Here is a 20,837-nt window from a genome sequence, read left to right on the forward strand (position 1 = left end):
CCGAATTCACTAGTCCCTTGAAGTGCAGGTGGCAAGGCCGGCTGTGAAATCGCTCGCCGCCACCATGCAGGAACCGCCGGACTGGCGCAACCCGATGCACACCTTCATTACGGAGACTGCGGGCTTCGAGCGGGCGGAGCTGTTGATCTGGAACTTCTCGCGGAGCGAACTCGACGTCCTGCTGTTCCGCGTCGTCGGCCCGATCGATCCCTATCGTGAGGCGATCGATGCAGCGCGGTTCGTCACCGACTACGATCTCACGCCGATCGACGATGACGCATTCTACGCCTACGTCGAACACGAGACCCGTGAGATGGACCGACAGCTCCGGGATTCCTTCGACGGCAAACACGTCGTCCTGGTTCCGCCGGTGATCTACCACGCCGACGGCACGACGCGACTCCGGACTGTGGGTCGATCCGAGGCCCTGGAATCCGTGATCGATGCCGTTCCCGACGCGATCGACGTCACCGTCGAGTCCATCGGCGAGTATCGCGGCCCGGCCCGGGGGACCCTTGAGCTGACGGACCGCCAGCGCGAGGTCGCCAGAACTGCCGTCGAGATGGGATACTACGACGTTCCACGGGACGCGTCGGTCGCGGACATCGCCGATCGGCTCGATTGTGCAGCCAGTACTATCTCGGATCACATCCGAAAGGCCGAACGTGCCGTGATGGTCGGGCTGTTCGAGTGATCAGCTTCCCACCGACGATCGGTCTCGATCCGGCAATCTCGAACGGAATGCGTGAGCGGTCAGCCGGCAATCGTCACAGTCGCCGTGGCATTCGACCCTGAGACGGTCATGGCCCCAAGCACGTCCGGGGGCCCGGCGATGACGACGGTCGTCTCCGATCCCAATCGCTTCAGCCGGTAGGCGTACGGCGTCGTCGGCCCCTGGCGCTCGCGGTAGGCACCGAACGCGTCGGCGAATTCAGCCGCGTCATCGGGTGTATCCCACCGGAGCCCCCAGGCGATGGCATTTCGGGATCCGTTCGAGACGGCGAACAGCCGGTCCGTGCCCCACCCCTCGGCACCGGCGGCCGCTCGCGAGCGGTTCAACTCGCTCCGGAGCACGTTCCGGACCAGCAGTTCACCCATCGTGTCGTTCCAGTTGCGGTTTTGGAACAGGGCACGGTTCCAGGAATCGGACGTGTTGAGATTCACGGTGAGGTCCGGTTCGGGGTCGACACTGCCGTTGTGGATGAGTGCCTCGGTTGATTCGGGTGGATTGTGGTATGCATCCGAGAGATTCCGCGGTGAGTCAAGCCTGTCGTGGAGGTACTGCGCGCCGAAGTAATACCGCGACCGGAAGAAGCGATACCCCGGTGTCGCCCGGCGATACTGCTCGGCGAGGACGGACAACTGGCTCGGTTCCTCGGGCATGTGCGTCGCGATATACTCGTCGGCGACGTAGACGGCCCCGCCCTCGATGAGTGCGCCGGCGACGATCCGCTCGTCAGTCGTCTCAGCATCGCGTTGCAACTCGATCAGTGGCAGTGCGCTCCGGAACTGGATGACGTGGGCGTACTCGTGTGCCAGGACCGGTTCGATCGACATTTCGCTCGCGTTCCCGGGGAACAGCTGGACGAGTCGGCCGCCCGCTCTCGTTATTCCGTGGGTCGTGTTCTTCGCCTCCCAGCCAGTCAGGCCGAACACCTGTGGGACCGTCCGGTCGGCGACCCTGTTCGGGACCGAAAACGGCCCCCGCTCGACGACCACACGCGGCTCCTCGACCGACTCCCCCATCAACGTCTCGACGCGCCGAAACACGGTATCGGCGTCGACCGGGAGTGATCCTTCGATGGTCACGGAGTTCTGTTCCGTGGCGGTGTTTTCGGTCTCGGTCGGTTCGGGTGTCGTTGTATCGCTATCTGTCGGTGTGTCGGTCGGCGTCGCTGATTCCGTCGGGCTTTCTGGCCGGGTTTCAGTTGTCGTCTGGGTTGGTGTCTCGGTCACCGTCGGCGTTGGCGCTGTCGTCTCAGTTGCTGTCGTCTGGTCTCTCTCGGACGTGGTTGCTCGCTCGGCCGATCCCGTCTCCGGCGTCTCAGGCGCTTCGGTCGGGGTTTCGGTCGGCGATATCTCCTGGGCCGGTGAGGGTGTCGGCTGCGTGGTGGTCGTACACCCTGCCGTCACGAGGAGGACAACCAGGGCCAGGGCGGCCAGCTGCGAACGGGGGGACATGTTCGTCGGAATGTGACCCAGACAACACTAAACGACTTCGATTTTCTAGAAACTGGTCGCAAAGTGACTGTGTGACCGCGTTATTCCCGCTTGACACCGGGGTTGCTCACCGCACCGTTGGCCGCCGAGTCGAAGTCCCGGTGGTACTTCGCCAGCACACCATTCTCGTAGGTCGGCTCGGGATCGTCGCGCTCGTCGAGACGCTGTTGGATCTCCGCGTCGCTAAGGTCAACGTCGAGCGAGCGCTCGGGAATGTCCACCGTCACGGTGTCGCCGTCTTCGAGCGCGCCGATCGGCCCGCCGACGAAACTCTCGGGGGCGACGTGGCCGATCATCGGCCCGCGCGTCCCGCCGGAGAACCGGCCGTCAGTCAGCAACGCCACGTCGTCCTCGTGGCCCTGGCCGACCACGGCGGCGGTGACGCCGAGCATCTCCCGCATTCCGGGGCCACCCTTGGGCCCCTCACCGCGGATGATGATCACGTCGCCGGACTCGATGCGATCCTCCTGGACGTACGCCATTGCGTCTTCCTCGTCCTCGAAGATCCGCGCCGGCCCCTGGTGGTAGAACTCGTCGTTGCCCGTCGCCTTCAGGACCGCGCCGTCGGGCGCGAGGTTGCCCGTCAGGATCTTGATCGCGCCCTCGGGTTCCTTCGGGTCGTCGATCGAGTAGAGGAAGTCGGCGTCGATCTCTTCCTCGGGCGGGAGTCGCCCCTTCTCTTCTAAGTGCTCGATCTCCTCGGCGAGCGTCCGGCCGGTGATCGTCATCGCATCGCCGTGCAGCAGGTCGGCCTCCAGCAACCGGCGGAGCACGACCGGGACGCCGCCGATCTCGTGGAGGTCGTTCATCACGCTCTCGCCGCCAGGCTGGAGGTCGGCGATCTTCGGCGTCCGACGGCTGATCTCGTCGAAGTCCTCGATGTCCAGCTCGACGCCGGCCTCGGCGGCCATCGCCAGCAGGTGCAGGACGGCGTTGGTCGACCCACCGATCGCCGTTTGCAGCGCGATGGCGTTCTCGAAGGACTCCCGCGTGAGGATGTCCGACGGTCGGCGGCGCTCTTCGATGACTTCGACGGCCAATTCTCCGGTCTCGCGGGCCACGTCGTAACGGCTTTCCTCTTCGGCGGGCGGGCTTGCGCTGCCCAGCGGTGCCAGCCCGATGACCTCCGAGATGGAGGCCATCGTGTTGGCGGTGAACATCCCGCCACAGGCCCCCGCGCCGGGGCAGGCGTTGCGTTCGAGGTCGTCGAGTTCGTCGGCGTCCATGTCGCCGGTGGCGTAGGCGCCGACACCCTCGAACACCTGGACGATGGTGACGTCTCTCCCGTCGTGCTCGCCGGGCATGATCGAGCCGCCATAGAGGAACACAGACGGTAGATCCGTCCGGATCATCGCCATCATCATCCCGGGCATGTTCTTGTCGCAGCCGCCGATGGTGACGAGGCCGTCGACGCGCTCGCCGAACGCGACGAGTTCGACGGAGTCAGCGATGACCTCCCGGGAGATCAGGGAGGCCTTCATCCCCTCGGTGCCCATCGAGATGGCGTCGGAGATGGTGATCGTCCCGAACTCGACGGGCATCCCGCCCGCTTCGTCGGTGGCGTCCCAGGCCGTCTCGGCCACGTCGTCGAGATGGACGTTACAGGGCGTGATGTCGGCAGCGGGGTTGGCGATGCCCACCAGCGGCGAGTCGAAGTCGGCATCGTCGTAGCCCATCGCGCGGAACATCGCCCGGTGGGGTGCCTTGTCGGGTCCTTCAGTGACGTCGGTGCTCGGAAGGTCCTCGTCTTTGTCACGCGAGAACCTGTCGTCGTTGGACATGCCCTATTCGAGTCCCGCAGCGAGTAAAAAGGACCCGGTGGGGCCGATTGTCTCCGATATCCTGTTGTGATGGGATTTGCGACGGACTGGATAGTGATTTGTAGGAGCGGCTCCTCTGTATACTGATGCAGATCGACGCTCTCCATGAACTCTCGAAGGGGGACGTGACCCAGGCAGCGACGGCGACGGCTGATTCCTTTACCGACGATCCACTGTTTCGGTACATTCTTGGGGAGAAATGCCAGCCGGAGTACTTGCGGACGCTATTGAAATATTACATCAAGTACAGCGTGCTGTACGGGGAGGCCTACGCCAGTTCGGCTGCGCTGGACGGGATCGTCCTCTGCGCACGCTCCAGGGAGTACGATTACTCGTTGTTCAAATCCCTTCGGGCTGGAAGCCTCTCGTTGATACGTCTGGGATCCGAAGCGGGATCGCGATTCAAAACGTACGACGCGTATGCTGCGGAAAAACACGAGGCCGTCATCTCAGATCCACATATTTTCATCCAGTTACTGGCCGTTGCCCCCGACCAGCAGGGAGAGGGACACGGCGGGTCCATGCTGTCCTCGGTGGTCGAGAACGCAACTGAGGCCGGCTATCCCTGCTACTTGGAGACCCACACCGAGCGTAACGTATCGTTCTATCGAAAATATGGCTTCGAAACTGCTTCGACAGGTGAGATCCCCGGGACCGACATCACGCACTATTGTCTGTTGCGGGACTAGCTACGACAGCGAGAACGGCTGCCAGCCGCTGGGCTGGGCCGGCAGGCCCTGCACGCGCAGTTCGCCGTCGATGGCTTCGTCGTCGCCGTCGTATTCCCGGACTTCGATGCGGCCGTCGGCGACCTGGCCGAGCGTGTTGACGGTTCGTTCGTCGTGAGTCGTCGGATCGATCGCGAAGACGCCGAGACCGCCGGCACTGTCGATGCGCCCGGCGAGGGTCTGTGCGAACCGGAAGAGTTTCCGCAGGTCGACGTACATCGCCAGCGACGAGAGGCTGATCAGGCCCGTCCGGACGCGCCCATCGACGGCGTCGGCGTACAGCGATTCGTACAGCGCCGAGAACTTCATGCCGATCCCGGTGAGATCGCTCTGTGTCGAGACGTATTTGACTTCGGCGTCGATCTCGGATGGCTTGGGTTCCTGGCCGCTACAGTCGATGATCCCTGTCAACGTCGTATCCAGTGACGGATTCGTCCGCCGGCACGCTTTGAGGAGTTTCTCGGACGTCATGCTCGTCGAGATGAACAGCGACCCATCCTCGACGCTCGTCCCTCCCATCACTAACGAGCGGACGACAGCCTCGGCCGGACTGAACGCCGGTCCGGCGACCAGGACAGTCGACCCTGGATCGATGGGCTCGATCGGCAATCCATCGTCAAAGGCGTAGCCGTCGGTTTGCTCGCCACTCATTGGTCCGCCTCCTCGATATCGCCCACGGCACGCAGTTGGGTATGATACTCGATGAGGTCCATCGCCACAGCCGCCAGGTCTCTGAGATAGGCTTTCTCGGCCGGGGAGAACGACCGCGGTTCGTCGTCGTAGATACACAGCGGCCCGATAACGAGACCGTTGGACGTGATGAGATTCGCCCCCATGTACGCCCGGATCCCCAATTCGATGAGTGAGTCCGCACGGGACTGAAACCGTGGATCCTCGGTCACATCCTCGACGGCCATGACGCCGGACTCCTCGAGGATCGTGAACGTACAGATCGAGTCTTCCCGATCCATTGTCTTCCAGTCTTCGGCTTCCCCGTAACAGGCCAGAAATTCCTGACTGTATTCGGTGATGAGGTTGATCGAGGCCTGCTCGACGTCGAAGTGGGCGGCTGCCAGGTCGGTGATCCGATCGAGTGATTCGATCAACTCCTCGTCGTCGAGGTCGAAGGACTGGAGTGCGGCGAGCCGCTCGGCTTCGGTCTGGGGCATCGGATAGGAGCCCTGGCTTCTGGTTTCGATCGTTGTGCGAACCAGATCGGCCAGCCGCTCCTCGCCGAAGACCGAATCCTTGCCGACGTACTCGGTGATCGCACCACGGAGTTCGATCGTGTCGAGCGTTCCCGGATCGGTGTCGGTATAGAGGATCACCCCCGCATCGGGACAGACGTCTTCGGCCGCGCTGACGATATCGAAGCCCGTCCCGTCGGAAAGGTCGTATTCGGTGACGATCACGTCCGTGTCCGTCCCGAGTAACGCCTCGGCGTCGGCCAGCGTCCCCGCCGTTTCGACGACAGGGTCGAGATCCGCCAGCTGGGATCGGATGGTTTCAGCGGTGTCCTCGCTGGCGTCTTTGTCCCCGTCCACGCAGAGGATTCGGTGAGTCATGGTCACACGTCACAGATCAGGACTCATGTAGCTACTGGATCGCCTCTCAACATCGAAACCGTTGCTCTGTGCGTTGATCGTGAACGGACTGGCCCGTCATCGCGCCTACGAAGGGACTATGCATCGAGCGACCGTACCGAACGTATGCCGGTCGAAGGGTCTGGTGAGATCACTGTCCTGCACGTCGACGACGACCCGGACCTCGCGGCGGTCGCCGGCGAGTACGTGGCGCGTGAGGACGACCGGATATCCGTCGACGTTGCGACCAGCGCCGACGAGGGCCTCACGATGCTCGCCGACGCGTCGATCGACTGTATCGTCTCGGACTACGACATGCCCGGCCAGGACGGCATCGAGTTCCTCGAAACAGTCCGCGAGGCACACCCGGACCTTCCGTTTATCCTGTACACGGGGAAGGGATCAGAGGAAGTCGCCAGCGACGCGATCGGCGCTGGCGTGACGGATTACCTCCAGAAGGAGTCCGGCCCCGACCACTACCGACTCCTGGCCAACCGGATCGTGAACGCGGTCGAGCGATACCGGGCGGGCGAGCGCGTCGAGCGGGCCGAGCAGCGCTATCGATCGCTGTTCGAGGAGATGAACGAGGGGGCGGCGTTGCACGAACTCGTCTACGAGGCGGGCGAGCCGGTCGGGTACGAGATCATCGACGTCAACCGGAACTTCGAGGCGATCCTCGACATTCCGGCCGAGCAGGCCATCGGCCAGCGTGCGGTCGACGTCTACGACGTCGAGGAGCCGCCGTTCCTCGACCGGTACGCTCAGGTGGCCGAGACGGGCGAGTCGATGGAGTTCGAGACCTCCTTTCGGCCGCTGGAGATGCACTTCCACGTCTCGGTGTTTGCACCGAGAGAAGGCCAGTTCGCGACCGTGTTCTCGGACGTGTCCGACCAGCGAGAGACCGAACAGCACCTCCGCCACGAGCGGGCGTTGTACCACGCCCAGAGCGAGGCCACCCTCGATGGGTATCTCGTCGTCGACGAGGAGCGCCGCATCGCCTCGTACAACTCCCGGCTGCTCGAGTTGTGGGACATCCCCGAGGATCTCATCGAGAGTCGAGACGACGAGGCGGTCCTCGATCACGTGGTCGAGAAAACGGTCGATCCCGATGAGTTCCGCGAGGTGGTCGAGTCGCTCTACGACCAGCCAAACGCCGAGAGCAGAGACGAGATCGAACTGGCCGACGGGCGCTGGTTCGACCGGTACTCGACGCCGGTCGTCGGCGAGGACGGAACCCGCTACGGCCGACTGTGGGTCTTTCGGGACGTCACCCAACGCAAGGAACGCGAACGCGAGCTGACCCGACTCTCGGAACGACTCGAACTCGCCGTCGAAGGGGCGAATCTGGGAGTCTGGGACTGGGATATGACCACTGACGCGGTCGAGTTCAACGAGCAGTGGGCCGAGATGCTCGGCCACTCGGTATCGGAGATCGAACCACACCTCGACGCCTGGGAACGGCGGGTTCACCCTGACGACCTCCCGGCGGTCGAGGCGGCACTCGACGCCCACATCGAGGATGAAACACCGCTGTACGACACCGAACACCGGATGCGGACGGCCGAGGGCGACTGGAAGTGGATCAGGGACGTCGGCCGGGTCGTGGATCGCGGCGGGGACGGGGAACCACGTCGCGCGGTCGGTATCCACATCGACATCGACGACCGGAAGCGACGCGAACGGCAACTGCAGTTGTTCCGAAAGGCGGTCGAACAGACCGCCCACGCCGTCTACGTTACCGACGCCGACGGGACGATCGAGTACGTCAACCCGGCCTTCGAGGACGTGACCGGGTATCCCGAACAAGAGGCGCTGGGCAGCGATCCACACATCCTCCAGTCCGGGGAGTACGACGAGGACTACTACGAGGCGTTCTGGGAAACGATCACTGACGGCGAGCGCTGGCGCAAGGAGATGATCGACCGAGACGCCGACGGCGAGCGGATCGTCCTCGAACAGTCGATCGCGCCGATCACGGACGCGGACGGTGACCCGGAGAAGTTCGTCGCCGTCGCCCAGGACGTCACCGAGCGCAAGGAGGCCGAACGCGACCTCGAGCGCGCTCGCGAGGAACTCCGGCAGGTCATCGATCTCGTGCCGGATCTCATCTTCGCGAAGGACCGCGAGGGACGGTACTTGCTGGCCAACGAGGCGACTGCCGAGGCGTACGGGCTCTCGCCCGAGGATGTCGAGGGCGAGCTCGAATCGAACGTCATCCCGGACGTGGAGGATTCCGAAGCGTTCCGCGAGGACGACCTCGCCGTGATCGAATCGGGCGAGCGCCAGGTGATCCCCGAAGAAGAACTGACGACCGCCGACGGCGAGACCCGGATTCTGGAGACGACGAAGATCCCCTACGAGGTCTCGGGCAGCGGCGAGGACGCCGTCCTCGGGTACGGGCGGGACATCACGGATCTCAAAGAGTACGAACGGGAACTCGAGCGCCAGCGGGACAACCTCGAAGTGCTCAATCAGGTCGTCCGCCACGACATTCGCAACGAACTGCAACTCGTCGAGGCCTACGCGGACCTGCTCCAGCGACACGTCGATGGCGTGGAGGAAAACTACGCAAACAGAGTTCTCAGAGCCGCCCGTGGTGCCGCCGACATCCTCGAGACTGCCCGAGACGTGACGGATATCATGCTCCAGGCCGACGCCGATCAGCAGCCGGTCGACCTCGCGAGCACCCTCCGGAACGAGGTCGAGGACCTCCGATCGCAGTACGAACGGGTGGCCGTGACCGTCGAGGGGGCGATTCCGGACGTTTCAGTCCGCGCCGACGACATGCTCGCGTCCGTCTTCCGGAACCTGCTGACCAACGCCGTCCAGCACAACGACAGCGAGAGCCCGGACGTGACTGTCGCCGCCGACACCGACGGGGAGCGCGTGACGGTTCGGATCGCCGACAACGGGCCGGGGATCCCAGAGGAACGCCGGGAACGTATCTTCCAGCAGGGGGAAACCGCCCTCAACAGCGACGGGACGGGACTCGGGCTGTATCTCGTCGCGACGCTTGTCGAGCGCTACGGCGGGACGGTCGCCGTCGAGGACAACGATCCCACCGGAGCCGTGTTCGTCGTTGAACTGCCGATGGCAGCGTGAATCGGCCACCGCTCGACGGACGACCGATCTCAGTCCGCCGCAGGCGCGTTCGGCAACTCGACGACGAACACGACCCCTCGTTTCGCGTCCGTTCCGCCGTCGTCGGCCGACGTCGATCGATCAGCGATCCAGACGTCGCCACCGTGACTCTCGACGAGTCGCCCCACGAGAAACAGTCCCATTCCCGTCCCCTCGCTGTCCATGCCCCGCTCGCCTTCGTCAAAGAGACGATCACGGTGGGCTTCGGGGATTCCCGGCCCGTTGTCCGCAACGGTGACGCGAACGACGTCGTCGCCGTCTTCGACGGTGACTGTGACGCTCGGCCTGTCGGCATCGTTGTGCTGGATGGCGTTGTTGACGAGGTTCCGGAACACCGAGGAGAGCATCTCGTTGGCCAGAACGCGCGTCTCCGGACTCGCCGGCTCGGGCATCGAGATGTCGGCTTCGGGGTGTGTTTGCCGTCGTTTTTCGAGTTCGTCTCTGAGAACTCGATCGAGCGAGACAGCCGAGAGGTCGGGCGTCCCCTCGCCGTGGATCATCTCCGCGATGTCGTGAGCACTCGTGGTGAGCTCGACGACGTGGTTGCCCGCCCGGAGGATCTTCTCGATGGACTGTTCCTTTTCGGCAGGCAACTCCCCTTCGAGGTTCTCCGCCCAGGCCAGGATGACGTGGACGTCGTTGCGGATGTCGTGGCGCAACACCCGGTTCAACACGTCGAGTTGGTCGCGCTGCTGATTCACCGCGATGGATTGCTCCCGCAGCCGAAGCACCGTTTCGACCCGTTCCGCTAGACGATCCTCGGAGACCGGCATGTCGACCATGCCGTCGATGGCCGCCCACAGGTCCGGATACTCGCCTTCGAGTTGGGCTCGGACTTCGCCGTGAGCGACGTCCGGCACGAGCAACAGATACGGCAAAATCGCCCCCTCGCTGGCCTGCCGATCGAGCAGTGCCTCACGGTGCTCTTGCAGCGCTTCCCCGTCGAGCAGGCAGCACTCGAAGTCGGCGGTCCGAATATCGGCGCCCCGCCCGACCGCCCGATACGTCTCGTGGCCCGCTAGCCAATCCTCGAGGACTGTCCGGTTCCCCGGATCGGAGACGAGCACCAAGATGGGCGTCTCCGCCGTTCCGTTCTCGCCGGTGTCTCCCGTCTGGGGTTGTGAGTCCGCCTCCGAGTCCTCAGTCCGTGGCATGGCTGGGTCAGTCCTGGCCCCCGTTGGTGTCTTCCGGAAGGTCGGTCTCTTCCCAGTCCGGCGTCCCCGTGAGGATCCCGCGCAACTGGGGGAGCGGGTCGCCGACGCAGATCCCGTCGGTCGTGATTTCGAGTTCCCGCAGGCTGTGCTCGAAGTCGCTCGTTCGCATCTTCAGCGCCCCGATGACCTTCCGCAACTCGCCGCGGTACTCGACGTGGCGCAGGAAGACGAGATTGTCCGCGAGGTTACTTGTCCGCTCCTCGGTCGCCCGGAAGTCGCCGGTGATGTTGTGCACCTCGTTGACCAGGATCGTCGAAACGCCGGCCGACCGAAGGTATCGACCCACGCGAAGAAGCGCCGCTGTCGGGTCTTCGAGCCCGCGGAGGTTCTGCTTGAATCCCTGTGTGCCGTCGATCATGACCAGTTCGACGCCGTCGTCGACAGCTTCGCGGATCAACTGCTCGAACTCGCCGACGGTGTATTCGTCCGGCTCGATTTCGACGATCGACAGACAGCCCTCTTCGATCACTGTTCGGAGGGGGATCCCGATCGCATCGGCCCGTTTGCGGATGGTTCGTTCGGCCTCCTCGAACTGGAAGAGGACGCCTTCGGTTTTGTCGAGGGCCGCCTCCGTGAGGAATTGGACCCCGGTTGTCGTCTTACCCGCACCGGTCGGCCCGCTCAGGATCGTTACCGTCCCGCGGTCGATTCCCCCACCCAGGAGGCTGTCGAGTTCTGGGACGCCCGAGGAAAGCGTCTCGTCCTCGATCGAGCGCTCCACCTCGCCGGGAACCAGCCTCGGCCAGACGGTCAGCCCCTCGTCGTCGATGCCGTAGAAGTGCTTGCCCCGGCGGAACGACGACCCCCGAAACTTCGAGACCTGGACCGCGCGACTGTCCTGGACAACCTCCAGGGAGACGACACCGTCAACGAGAAACTGCAAATCCTCGTCGGTGACTGTCTCGCCGGCCTGTGAGGTCAACATCACCGTCGCTCCCACGTCCTTGAGGTAATCCAGCAGGCCGAGGATCCCCTTGCGGAACTGTCGCTCGTCGGAAGTCAGGTAGCGGAATTCCGTGATCGGATCCAACAGGACGCGGTCCGGTTCGACCTCGTCGACGACGGTTCGGAGCGAGTCGATGAAATCAGGCTGGTCGACTTCGGCTGACTCGAAGACGTCGTACGATTCCTGCTCGGCAAACTGTTCGCTGGTCGGCGAGAGATTGTGAAAGTGGATCCCCTCGGTCTGTAGGTCGAACGCATCGGCCGTCTCCTCGACATAGGCCTGTGGTTCGCCCAGGTTGACGTAGAGACTCCGCTCGTCGGCCGCGATCCCCGCCGACAGGAAGTACAGCCCGAAGATCGTCTTGCCCGCGCCCGGTGTTCCCCTGACGAGCACGTTACGCCCCCGCACGAGCCCACCGTCCAGGACAGCGTCGAGACCGGCGACGCCAGTAGAAAGTCGGGAGAGTTGCATGGGTGAGAATAGTTCCCACGTAACAAATATCTGTCTCCCGAAATATCGGCAACGATACTTCCGGGGCGTGTGACCGACAACTCACCGGGAAATAGGCCTGGACCGGGACAGCATCGGCCCATTTGATCGAAACTATGCTGTCAGGGGCCGGACTGGGGCTGGGTCCGATCGGCAGCGAGGTACGTTTCCTCGAGGTGCCCTAGAATGCTGTCAACGATGGTCGGGTCGTACGTCCAGGTGCCAAAGAACGACCCGTCCCCGCGCTCCTCGGCCAGCAACGCGCACTTCTGACTGTCCTCGTCACCGCCGTCGAAGGCCACGAACCACGTTTCGGCGATCTCGTCGTTTTCGACCGCATGGATGGTCGCCCCCTCGATGTCTGGCGGTGTCGTGTCGGGGACACCGTAGGCGTGCACGTCGAGCCCGCGCGCCGCGAGATCGGCGTAGATCGATCGTTGCTCGACCAGTTCCGACAGCCGCTGGAACCCGGCGTGGATCGTCCCCGCTCGAACCCGCCTTGCGCGATCCTCGATCTCACGGGTCGCATAGAGCATCTGTTCACTATCGTAGCTGGTGAACGTCGTCTCCTTGAGGTGGCCCAGGATCGATTCGTACTCACCGTCCGCGATCCCGATGGCGTCGGTCCCCGGCGGGACGTTCTCGAGTAACTCCCGTAGCGTCGAGACGGCCTCGATCGAGAGGACCGACTCCCGATCGCTCAGGACGGCGACGTTTGCAGGGGCTCCCGATGCAGTCGTTTCCCCCTCGATACGGACGTTCTGTGACTGGAAGTACACCCGCAGGTCCTCGACGATCGGATCTCCCGGATCACAGTTGAACAGGACGAGATGTTTCTCGTGCTCGCTGATCGCTTCGACGATCTGTGAGAGTGTCATTATCAAGGGACCACGTGACAGACTTTCATATACTTACTGTCCTGGCACCCGTCTAGCCCGGATCATTGGCCCCGGGGCGAAGCTGTGAGCTCGACTCCAGTATCAGTGCCCCTGGTTCAGTCGTTCGACGGTCTCCTGGAGGTTCTGTGTCATCTGTGCCTGTTCTTCGCTGGCTGCGAAGACGTTCTGCACCTCGCTGGCTACTGTCTGGGCCTGTTCTGTGACCTCATCGACCAACGACGCGACCTCCTCGGCACTTGCCGCCTGATCGTCAGTCGCTTCTGCGACCTCTTCGATCCCGTCGGCAGCCTCCTGTACTGCCTCGACGATCTCTTCGAGTGCCCTCATTGACGCTTGGACCTTCTCGATACCATCGTCGACAGTCGCGGTCGCCTGATCGAGGCTCCGGGCGGTTTCTTCGGTGTCCGCCTGAATCCCGTCGATCATTGATTCGATCGTTTCGGCGTTCTGTTGGGCCTGTTCGGCCAGGCTTTTGACCTCCTCTGCCACGACGGCGAACCCCTCGCCTGCTTCGCCCGCGCGGGCGGCTTCGATGTTCGCATTCAGCGCCAGCATGTTCGTCTGGTCGGCGATGTCATTAATCACCTCGACGATGTCGTCGATCTCATCGACCCGCGCACGCAGGTCATCAAGGTCCGCGGTCACGTCGGCGGTTGCCCGATCGATCGCCTCCATCTCCTCGATGGCGTCCTCGGCCGTCTCGTGGCCGTCTGCAGCGCGTTTTTCGGCCAGTTCGCTGACTGTCGCAACTTCCTCCGCACTCGAGGCTACCTCCTCGATCGATGCGCTCACGTCCCCGATTTCCGCGGCCACCTCGTTCATCGAGTCGGTCATCCGCTCGGCCGTCGAACTGATCTCGTCGGCACTCGAAGCGACGCTGTCGGCCGTCTCGTTGAGTTCACCCATCGAGTGTTCGATCTCCTGGGCAGCGGCTTTGACGTTCGAAATGTCAGTGAAGCTCTCGGTGATCCCGACGACCGCTCCCTGTTCGTCGGTGATCCGCTCCGAAACGAGCAGGGTCTGTTTGGTTTCGCCGTTCGGTAACGTTTTCTCCACCTCGACTTCGACGCGCTGTTGGCCCTGCTCCATCAGCTGTCGGACGGTGCAGTTTTCCGTCCCGCAGAACTTCCCGGAGAGCTGATTCATGCACTTCAGCGTCGCTTGCTGGTCGGTGTCCATGCCGGTCCAGTCTGTCATCACCCGGTTCTGCTTGACAACATTGAACCCTTCGTCGATCACTCGCTGTGCGGTCCCCGAGGTATCGTACAACTGGTCAGGATCGTCTTCGATGACGACCGCCAGATCGGATCCTTCCGGACTCTCTCCCTCTGATTCGGACACGTCCTCCCATTCGACCGACCCCGTCTTCTCGTCAGTGCGGGGGGCTCGTTCTGTCTGCTTGCTCATACAGGACGTTTCAAATAAATTTATAATAAGTATGTGGGGCTGATTATCAAATCAGATAACCGGTGGCGTGTTTGACACAACAATCTCGTGGCAGGTCGTTGTCGATCGCTGCTGTCTCGGGACACCAGCCTTCAAGACACTCCTCGCGTTACACCCCTCAATGACGCGCGTCTCGATCGGCGCACGGCTCCACGCCGGCTTCCAGAACCTTTCGCTGGCCCGCGATCGGCTCTATGGCGGTATCGGGTGGGCGATCGACGAACCGCGGCTCGTTGTTGACGTCGAGCGGGCCGAGGAACTCGTCTGCCCGGACGAAGCGGTCGAACCCTATGCCCGCCGGGCCATCGAGGTGCTTGACGTGCCCGGCGCGGCGATCACCGTCGAGCAGCGCTTCGAACGCCACGCCGGACTGGGCAGCGGCACGCGACTCGCCCTGGCCACGCTGATGGCCACCGCCGACGTTTACGACGTCGCTCTGGACGTCCGTGACCGCGCTCCCGACCTCGGGCGCGGTGGTCGAAGCGGGGTCGGCATCGCGACCGTTCTCGACGGTGGCTTCGTCGTCGACGGTGGCCATCTGGTCGAGCGCTTCACCCACAGTCCACCCGAGACGGGTGCCTGGACCACGCCGCCGGTCGTCGCCCGCCACGCGATTCCCGACTCCTGGCGGTTCGTCCTCGTCACGCCCGATGTCGAGACTGGCAAGCATGGAAGCGACGAGGACGCGAGCATGCGCTCGATCGTCGAAGGGGCCGATCCGGGGATCGCCGACGAGATCGCACCCCTTCTGACCCAGCGCCTCCTGCCGGCGATCGCCGGTGGAGACCGCCGGACCTTCGGTGACGCGATCACCAGACTCGGCCGGCTCAACGGGGCCTGGTACGCCGACGAACAGGGCGGGGTCTATCGCCCGCCGGCCGGCCGGCTCATCGAGTCGCTCTCGTCCGTCTCGGGTGTCGATGGCGTCGGCCAGTCCTCCTGGGGGCCGACGGTCTATGCGATCACTGGCGTAGAGACCGCGGATATCGTCCGGGAAGCTGCCGAGGACGCCCTCACCCGGAACGACGTCGAGGGAGACGTCCGCGTCGTCGCCCCGGACAACGAAGGGTACCGACTGTTGGACTCTTGATGGACTTCTCTTGGCACCATCCTCGACCGTGAGAACGAACCGAGTTATTGCGTCAAGAGGTGGTCGGCGAGGAACTGCTCCTGGCTCGGTAGCGTCTCCTCGCGCCACTCGTCGTTGTCGATCATCCCGTGGCCGGCACCATCCCCCGTGAGGACGTCGACCGGCACGCCGGCGTTCCGGTAGGCGTCAGCCAGGGCCGTCGTCGACCGATACGGGACGACGTTGTCATCGGTGCCGTGGATCAACAGTGCCGGCGGATCGTCGCCCTCAACGTGACTGACGGGTGACCCCTCCTCGAGACGCTCCGTCGGGGCGTCCGCGCCGAAAAAGGCCGCGACGAGCGGGTTCTCTCCGATCCCGGATTCAGTGAAGTCGTAGGGGCCGCTGTAGCCGACGAGTGCGTCGACACCGACCGGGACGTCCGGGTGGAACTCGTCGGGCTGGAAGTTCTCGTGATCGGGCGCGACCGCCACCAGCGCGGCCAGGTGTGCCCCGGCGGAGTAGCCGGCGAGCGCTCCGCGCTCGCTATCGATTCCATACTCGCCGGCGTTGGCCCGGACCCACTTCACGGCCGCGACGACGTCCCGAACCGCCGCCGGATACTGCTTCTCCTGGGCCAGACGGTACTGAATATCGGCGACGGCGAAGCCTTCCTCGACAAGTCGATCGAACATCGGCCGGTGGCCCTTGTCACCGCCGATCCAGCCGCCGCCGTGGGCGTAGACGACGAACGGGCTGGATTCCTCGGTCGATGGGAGATAGAGGTCGAGTCGAAGCGTCCGCTGGGGCGTCTCTCTGAACGCGACGTCGGTGATCTCTTCCATCGATTCGGCGGTTGTCGTCGGCTCTTCGGTCGTCGGTTCGTCCGTCGCCGTCGGCTCCTCGGTCGTCGTCGCGGTTTCTGTGGGCGTTGGTGCTGACGTCGTCGAACGCTCGGAAGGCTCGTCCGTCGGCGTCTCCGGGTCCGACGGTTCCTGGGTACTCGTCGTCGAGTCGTCCGTCTCGGTTGTACAGCCGGCACCGGCGGCGAGCAGTGCCGTCAGCACGCCACGCCGCGTCCAGGTCGGGGGACCAGTCATACTCGCCCGTGAGACGTGACAGCTAAATAATAGTGTGTGGTTTGGCCCCGATCAGCGTTCGGGAGCCGGGACGCCGTCCTCGCCGGGTCCATCCGGCCCGTCCAGATCGTACTCCTCGCGCAACTCCCGGATGCGATCGCGGATGTCCGCCGCGAGTTCGAACTCCAGGTTGTCCGCCGCTTCCCCCATGCGCTCCTCCAACTCCTCGATCAATCTGGCTGCAGCCTCTTCGTCCTCGGGGTCGGCCGTCGCCGACCCGCCCGTCTCGGTCTTGCTCCCCGGCAGGTTCGTCTCGCCGATGGCCTTCTCGATAGTCGTCGGTTCGTGGCCGTACTCCTCGTTGTATTCGCGTTGAATCCGCCGCCGCCGCTTCGTCTCCGCGATGGCCGATTCCATGGCGTCGCTGGGCTCGTCGGCGTAGAGGACGACCTTGCCGTTGACGTTCCGGGCGGCCCGGCCCATCGTCTGGACGAGCGTCGTCTCGCTGCGGAGGAATCCCTCCTGGTCGGCGTCGAGGATGGCGACGAGACTCACTTCCGGGATGTCAAGGCCCTCACGGAGGAGGTTGATCCCGACGAGCACGTCGAACTCGCCGGCGCGCAAGCCCCGAACCAGCTCGTGGCGCTCCAGGGTATCGGTCTCGTCGTGCATGTACTCGACGGCGACGCCCGCCTCTTCGAGGTATTCGGTGAGATCCTCGGCCATGCGCTTGGTCAGGGTCGTCACCAGGGCCCGCTCGTCGTCGGGCAGGGCGTCGAGGCGATCCATGAGATCGTCGACCTGCGACTCGGCGGGACTGACCTCGATCTCGGGATCGACCAGGTAGGTCGGGCGGACGATCTGCTCGACCACCTGGTCACTCTGCTCGCGCTCGTAGTCGCTCGGCGTCGCGCTCACGTACAGCGTCTGATCCGTTTTCTCCTCGAACTCCTCGAAGGTCAGTGGGCGGTTGTCGTAGGCCGTCGGCAGTCGAAACCCGTTCTCCACGAGCGAATCCTTCCGGGATTTATCACCCTCGTATTGGCCCTTGATCTGGGGGATCGTCTGGTGTGACTCGTCGACGACCGTGAGGAAATCGTCGGGGAAGTAATCCAGCAGGGTGTAGGGTGCCTCGCCCGACTCCCGGTCCGAGAGGTGGACGGAGTAGTTCTCGATGCCAGAGCAGTAGCCGGTCTCTTCGAGCATCTCCAGGTCGAAGGTCGTCCGTTCCTCGATGCGCTGGGCGGCGACGAGATCGCCCTGTCGCTCGAAGTAATCCACCCGCCGTTCCATCAGCTCCTCGATCTCTTCGATCGCATTCTCGATTTCCTGCTCGGGGATCGAGTAGTGCTCGGCGGGGTGGATCAGTGCGGCGGGTTCCTCGCTCTGTAACTCGCCTTCGAGAGGATCGAGCTTCGAGATGCGGTCGATCTCCTCGCCCCACAACTCCACCCGGAGGGCGTAGCGGCCGTACATCGGGTAGATCTCGACGGTGTCCCCGCGCACTCGGAACGTCCCCTGCGTGAAGTCGACGTCGTTGCGCTCGTAATTGAGGTCGACGAGTCGGCCCAACAGCTCGTCGCGGTCGATCTCCTGGCCGACTTCGAGGCGGAGGGACATGTCGACGTAGTTGGCGGGGTCGCCCAGTCCGTAGATGGCCGAGACCGACGCGACGACGATGACATCGTCACGGGTCAATAGGGATCGGGTCGCGGAGTGGCGAAGGCGGTCGATCTCGTCGTTGATCGAGGCGTCCTTCTCGATGTACTTGTCGGTCTGCTCGACGTAGGCCTCGGGCTGGTAGTAATCGTAGTAGGAGACGAAATATTCGACGGCGTTGTCGGGGAACAGTTCACGGAACTCCTCGTAGAGCTGTGCGGCGAGGGTCTTGTTGTGGGCGATCACGAGGGTGGGTTGTTGGATCTCTTCGAGCACCCACGAGACGGTGTTGGTCTTGCCTGACCCCGTCACACCGAGGAGGGTCTGTTCGTCCATGCCCGAGCGATAGCCCTCCGCCAGTTGCGCGATGGCGTTGGGCTGGTCGCCTGCCGGATCGAACGGCGCGTCGACGCGGAACTCGCTCTCGGCGTCGGGGCGGTCGGGCGAGAGGGGGCCGCCGGTGTCGCTCATCGTGTCTGTCGTAGTCGCTTGAACCACTTGACGCCCTCGCTCGATTCGGTTGGTAGCTCGTATCTTCGTTACCGGCTGTAAAAGCAACGTAACTAAAATATCCTGAACAATATCTTGGTTAGCGAACAGCTGTAGGGATAGATTTACGTTCAGTTTTCGATGCGACTACGGCTAATCCAGATCGAGCATTCACTCGTCGAGAAACCCGTCGACGCCGTCGAGTTCGAGGACGTAGTCGGGTCCAAACGCCGTCGCTGGCGTCTGGTAGCCAGTGATGTCGGCATCATCCTCGACCCGTTCGAGGGCCGTCGTCGCCGCGTCGACCGTCAGCGCGTACGTTTCGGGCGTTTGCAGTCGTGCCGTCGCCGTTCGCTCGCCGTCAGTCGCTTCTCCCCAGAGCGACACCCGGTCGCGATCCCGTGCCTGTTCGGCTGGCCCGCTCACGAGCGCCCGGGCCAGTGCTTGCAGCCCATTTTTGACGGGAGGGACGGCCAACAGCGGCGTGAGATAGTGGCCCGCCCGGAGCAGATATTCGGCGTATTCGGGCGCGCTCAGATACACCTCCACGTTCTCGATGCCGGTCGTGTAGTAGGCCGTCGAGACATCGCCCATCGGCGCGCCCAAGGCGTGTTTCGGTCCCGATCCGAAATCGATCGTTCGCGTTCTCGATCCCGACGGTTCCGACGTGAGTCGCCCGTCACGTCGAACCATCCCCCCGGTATCGAGTTGTCCGATTGCCGTCGCCAGCGTCCCGCCGGAGACCGACCCCGGCGCATCGATCCCGAGTCTGAGGTGGGTCGCCTCCGGGAGTCTGTCGTGGAGATGGGCCGCCAGGCAGTCCGTCGGGACGACGTCGAAGCCCACGCCCGGGAGCAGACAGACGCCCGCGTCCTCGGCGTCCCGGTCCCGTTCAGCCAGTGTCTCGAAGACCGGGATCTCGCCCGTGATGTCGAGGTAGTCGGTTCCGGTTGCCAGACAGGCCGCGACCATCGGCTTGGCGGTCTCGACGAACGGGCCCGCGCAGTTGAGTACCACGTCGATCCCATCGAGATGGCTCCGGGCCGCACCGACGGCGAACACGCGGGAGTCGACACCGAGTTGGATCGCGAGTCCGCGGGTCTTCGTCCCGTTGCGCCCCGCGAGAATGACGTCGAGCCCGCGGTCCACCGCTTCCCGGGCGATGCGCTCGCCCGTATAGCCATACGCGCCGTAGATGAGTGCCGTCATGGTCCCATATCAGTCTTCACTGACAAAAGTCCGGTCCTGTCGATCACCGCTGGCGATTCGAGGGATACCGACGCTCGGATCGACGAACCCCGGAAGGCTCGCTCTCCTGGTCAGCAGACGGGCTTCGGATTGACGCCCATCGACTCCAGCGATTCGGTGTAGGCGTCGTAGGCCGTCTGGATCGCAGCGGAGGCCGCTTCGGCGGCCTGCTCCCAGTCGTCGTCGCTTTCACAAACGGATTCGAGCAACTCCCCGGCACGCTCCAGTTGCGGATCGAGGTCGCCACCCACGTCTCGAAACAGCTGTGCCGTCTGTGGGTCGGCTTCGCCGACGAAGTAGCCGGTGAACTGCTCTTTTGACTTCTCGGCGGCGATCGTGCGGCCGACAAATCCACCAAGGCGCTCGACGGTTCCATCGAGACCGCGGAGATAGTCCTGGATTGCGGGGACGCCCTCGCTTGGCTCGTGGTCGTCGAGTTTTCCGGCGACGCGCTCGTAGTGGTCGCGTTCTTCGGCGGCGGTCTCCTCGAAGGCGTCGGCGGCCTCGTCGTTGCCCTCGTCAGCTGCCCACTGTTCGTAGGTGACGGCGGCGTGGTGTTCGGCGTCGGCAGCGGCCGAGAGGACGGTTTCGTCGTCCATGTCTCCCGCTGTGTCGGCGTACAGGGCTTTCGAGGACCCGAGTCGCGAGAGGGCGGTGTCGTTGTCGTCGCGGATTTGGTGGCTGAACTGCTCGGCGTTCATGTCTCCGGGTTGGCCCGCCCTGGGTTAGAAGCCACCGATGCCTGCAAAACTAGATCGTGGTCGCCGTTTCATTTCCTGTTCTCCCAGGTGAGAGCCGGGCAACCGC

16 protein-coding genes are annotated in these 20,837 nt (G+C 63.9%); 4 read left to right on the plus strand and 12 right to left on the minus strand.

Annotation, left to right across the window (positions count from 1 at the left end):
• The first annotated feature begins 43 nt into the window (after positions 1-43).
• On the plus strand, positions 44-694 hold the full coding sequence (locus HUTA_RS11480; protein WP_049941331.1) for a helix-turn-helix domain-containing protein: 651 nt from the start codon (positions 44-46) through the stop codon (positions 692-694).
• Positions 695-753: 59 nt separating this feature from the next.
• Here HUTA_RS11480 and HUTA_RS11485 read toward each other — a convergent pair whose 3' ends face one another.
• Positions 754-2,181 carry a hypothetical protein gene (locus HUTA_RS11485; protein WP_015790079.1) on the minus strand — a complete coding sequence of 476 codons (1,428 nt, stop codon included), beginning with the start codon at positions 2,179-2,181 and terminating at the stop codon, positions 754-756.
• An 80-nt stretch (positions 2,182-2,261) separates the two neighbouring features.
• Complete coding sequence (gene ilvD / locus HUTA_RS11490) at positions 2,262-4,001, minus strand: dihydroxy-acid dehydratase (protein WP_015790080.1); 1,740 nt, start codon at positions 3,999-4,001, stop codon at positions 2,262-2,264.
• A 125-nt stretch (positions 4,002-4,126) separates the two neighbouring features.
• Here ilvD and HUTA_RS11495 point away from each other — a divergent pair, with 125 nt between their 5' ends.
• A complete protein-coding gene (locus HUTA_RS11495; protein ID WP_015790081.1) occupies positions 4,127-4,729 on the plus strand; it encodes a GNAT family N-acetyltransferase in 603 nt (200 codons plus the stop codon).
• Here the strand turns inward: HUTA_RS11495 and HUTA_RS11500 are convergent, their stop codons facing one another.
• Both HUTA_RS11500 and HUTA_RS11505 read right to left on the minus strand, forming a co-directional pair.
• Positions 4,730-5,419 (minus strand): DUF7504 family protein, encoded by a 690-nt coding sequence (locus tag HUTA_RS11500; RefSeq protein ID WP_015790082.1) that lies wholly within the window; start codon positions 5,417-5,419, stop codon positions 4,730-4,732.
• Positions 5,416-6,333, minus strand: a complete 918-nt coding sequence (locus tag HUTA_RS11505) for a GAF domain-containing protein (RefSeq protein ID WP_015790083.1) — start codon at positions 6,331-6,333, stop codon at positions 5,416-5,418. Before HUTA_RS11505 ends, HUTA_RS11500 begins: the two co-directional genes overlap by 4 nt.
• 144 nt (positions 6,334-6,477) lie before the next feature.
• Between HUTA_RS11505 and HUTA_RS11510 the strand changes: the two genes are divergently transcribed.
• The gene (locus tag HUTA_RS11510) at positions 6,478-9,453 is read left to right on the plus strand and encodes a PAS domain S-box protein (RefSeq protein ID WP_015790084.1); all 2,976 of its coding nucleotides are present in this window, start codon (positions 6,478-6,480) and stop codon (positions 9,451-9,453) included.
• A gap of 29 nt (positions 9,454-9,482) precedes the next feature.
• Here HUTA_RS11510 and HUTA_RS11515 read toward each other — a convergent pair whose 3' ends face one another.
• From HUTA_RS11515 to HUTA_RS11530, 4 genes are all read right to left on the minus strand, one after another.
• On the minus strand, positions 9,483-10,646 hold the full coding sequence (locus HUTA_RS11515) for a sensor histidine kinase (RefSeq protein WP_015790085.1): 1,164 nt from the start codon (positions 10,644-10,646) through the stop codon (positions 9,483-9,485).
• Between the two features lie 7 nt (positions 10,647-10,653).
• Positions 10,654-12,123 (minus strand): ATPase domain-containing protein, encoded by a 1,470-nt coding sequence (locus HUTA_RS11520; RefSeq protein ID WP_015790086.1) that lies wholly within the window; start codon positions 12,121-12,123, stop codon positions 10,654-10,656.
• Between the two features lie 140 nt (positions 12,124-12,263).
• Complete coding sequence (locus tag HUTA_RS11525) at positions 12,264-13,019, minus strand: DICT sensory domain-containing protein (RefSeq protein WP_015790087.1); 756 nt, start codon at positions 13,017-13,019, stop codon at positions 12,264-12,266.
• A 102-nt stretch (positions 13,020-13,121) separates the two neighbouring features.
• On the minus strand, positions 13,122-14,447 hold the full coding sequence (locus tag HUTA_RS11530) for a methyl-accepting chemotaxis protein (protein ID WP_015790088.1): 1,326 nt from the start codon (positions 14,445-14,447) through the stop codon (positions 13,122-13,124).
• A 160-nt stretch (positions 14,448-14,607) separates the two neighbouring features.
• On the opposite strand from HUTA_RS11530, the gene HUTA_RS11535 reads away from it, so the two are divergent.
• Positions 14,608-15,576: a beta-ribofuranosylaminobenzene 5'-phosphate synthase family protein gene (locus tag HUTA_RS11535; protein WP_015790089.1), complete on the plus strand. Its 969-nt coding sequence runs from the start codon at positions 14,608-14,610 to the stop codon at positions 15,574-15,576.
• A 44-nt stretch (positions 15,577-15,620) separates the two neighbouring features.
• Here the strand turns inward: HUTA_RS11535 and HUTA_RS11540 are convergent, their stop codons facing one another.
• From HUTA_RS11540 to HUTA_RS11555, 4 genes are all read right to left on the minus strand, one after another.
• Complete coding sequence (locus HUTA_RS11540) at positions 15,621-16,655, minus strand: alpha/beta hydrolase (RefSeq protein WP_015790090.1); 1,035 nt, start codon at positions 16,653-16,655, stop codon at positions 15,621-15,623.
• A gap of 51 nt (positions 16,656-16,706) precedes the next feature.
• On the minus strand, positions 16,707-18,764 hold the full coding sequence (uvrB, locus tag HUTA_RS11545) for an excinuclease ABC subunit UvrB (RefSeq protein ID WP_015790091.1): 2,058 nt from the start codon (positions 18,762-18,764) through the stop codon (positions 16,707-16,709).
• Between the two features lie 189 nt (positions 18,765-18,953).
• A complete protein-coding gene (locus HUTA_RS11550) occupies positions 18,954-19,991 on the minus strand; it encodes a saccharopine dehydrogenase family protein (RefSeq protein WP_015790092.1) in 1,038 nt (345 codons plus the stop codon).
• Positions 19,992-20,101: 110 nt separating this feature from the next.
• A complete protein-coding gene (locus HUTA_RS11555; protein WP_015790093.1) occupies positions 20,102-20,731 on the minus strand; it encodes a hypothetical protein in 630 nt (209 codons plus the stop codon).
• Positions 20,732-20,837: the final 106 nt, after the last annotated feature.

Origin of the sequence: Halorhabdus utahensis DSM 12940 (genome assembly GCF_000023945.1) — an archaeon.
Taxonomy (GTDB): domain Archaea; phylum Halobacteriota; class Halobacteria; order Halobacteriales; family Haloarculaceae; genus Halorhabdus; species Halorhabdus utahensis.

Bases quoted from the DNA above. Each gene is read 5' to 3' on its own strand.
- HUTA_RS11550 (WP_015790092.1), bottom strand. From the start codon at position 19,991: ATGACGGCACTCATCTACGGCGCGTATGGCTATACGGGCGAGCGCATC.
- HUTA_RS11495 (WP_015790081.1), top strand. From the start codon at position 4,127: ATGCAGATCGACGCTCTCCATGAACTCTCGAAGGGGGACGTGACCCAG.
- HUTA_RS11510 (WP_015790084.1), top strand. From the start codon at position 6,478: ATGCCGGTCGAAGGGTCTGGTGAGATCACTGTCCTGCACGTCGACGAC.
- HUTA_RS11500 (WP_015790082.1), bottom strand. From the start codon at position 5,419: ATGAGTGGCGAGCAAACCGACGGCTACGCCTTTGACGATGGATTGCCG.
- HUTA_RS11540 (WP_015790090.1), bottom strand. From the start codon at position 16,655: ATGACTGGTCCCCCGACCTGGACGCGGCGTGGCGTGCTGACGGCACTG.
- HUTA_RS11520 (WP_015790086.1), bottom strand. From the start codon at position 12,123: ATGCAACTCTCCCGACTTTCTACTGGCGTCGCCGGTCTCGACGCTGTC.
- HUTA_RS11525 (WP_015790087.1), bottom strand. From the start codon at position 13,019: ATGACACTCTCACAGATCGTCGAAGCGATCAGCGAGCACGAGAAACAT.
- HUTA_RS11485 (WP_015790079.1), bottom strand. From the start codon at position 2,181: ATGTCCCCCCGTTCGCAGCTGGCCGCCCTGGCCCTGGTTGTCCTCCTC.
- ilvD (WP_015790080.1), bottom strand. From the start codon at position 4,001: ATGTCCAACGACGACAGGTTCTCGCGTGACAAAGACGAGGACCTTCCG.
- HUTA_RS11515 (WP_015790085.1), bottom strand. From the start codon at position 10,646: ATGCCACGGACTGAGGACTCGGAGGCGGACTCACAACCCCAGACGGGA.
- HUTA_RS11555 (WP_015790093.1), bottom strand. From the start codon at position 20,731: ATGAACGCCGAGCAGTTCAGCCACCAAATCCGCGACGACAACGACACC.
- HUTA_RS11530 (WP_015790088.1), bottom strand. From the start codon at position 14,447: ATGAGCAAGCAGACAGAACGAGCCCCCCGCACTGACGAGAAGACGGGG.
- HUTA_RS11535 (WP_015790089.1), top strand. From the start codon at position 14,608: ATGACGCGCGTCTCGATCGGCGCACGGCTCCACGCCGGCTTCCAGAAC.
- uvrB (WP_015790091.1), bottom strand. From the start codon at position 18,764: ATGAGCGACACCGGCGGCCCCCTCTCGCCCGACCGCCCCGACGCCGAG.
- HUTA_RS11505 (WP_015790083.1), bottom strand. From the start codon at position 6,333: ATGACTCACCGAATCCTCTGCGTGGACGGGGACAAAGACGCCAGCGAG.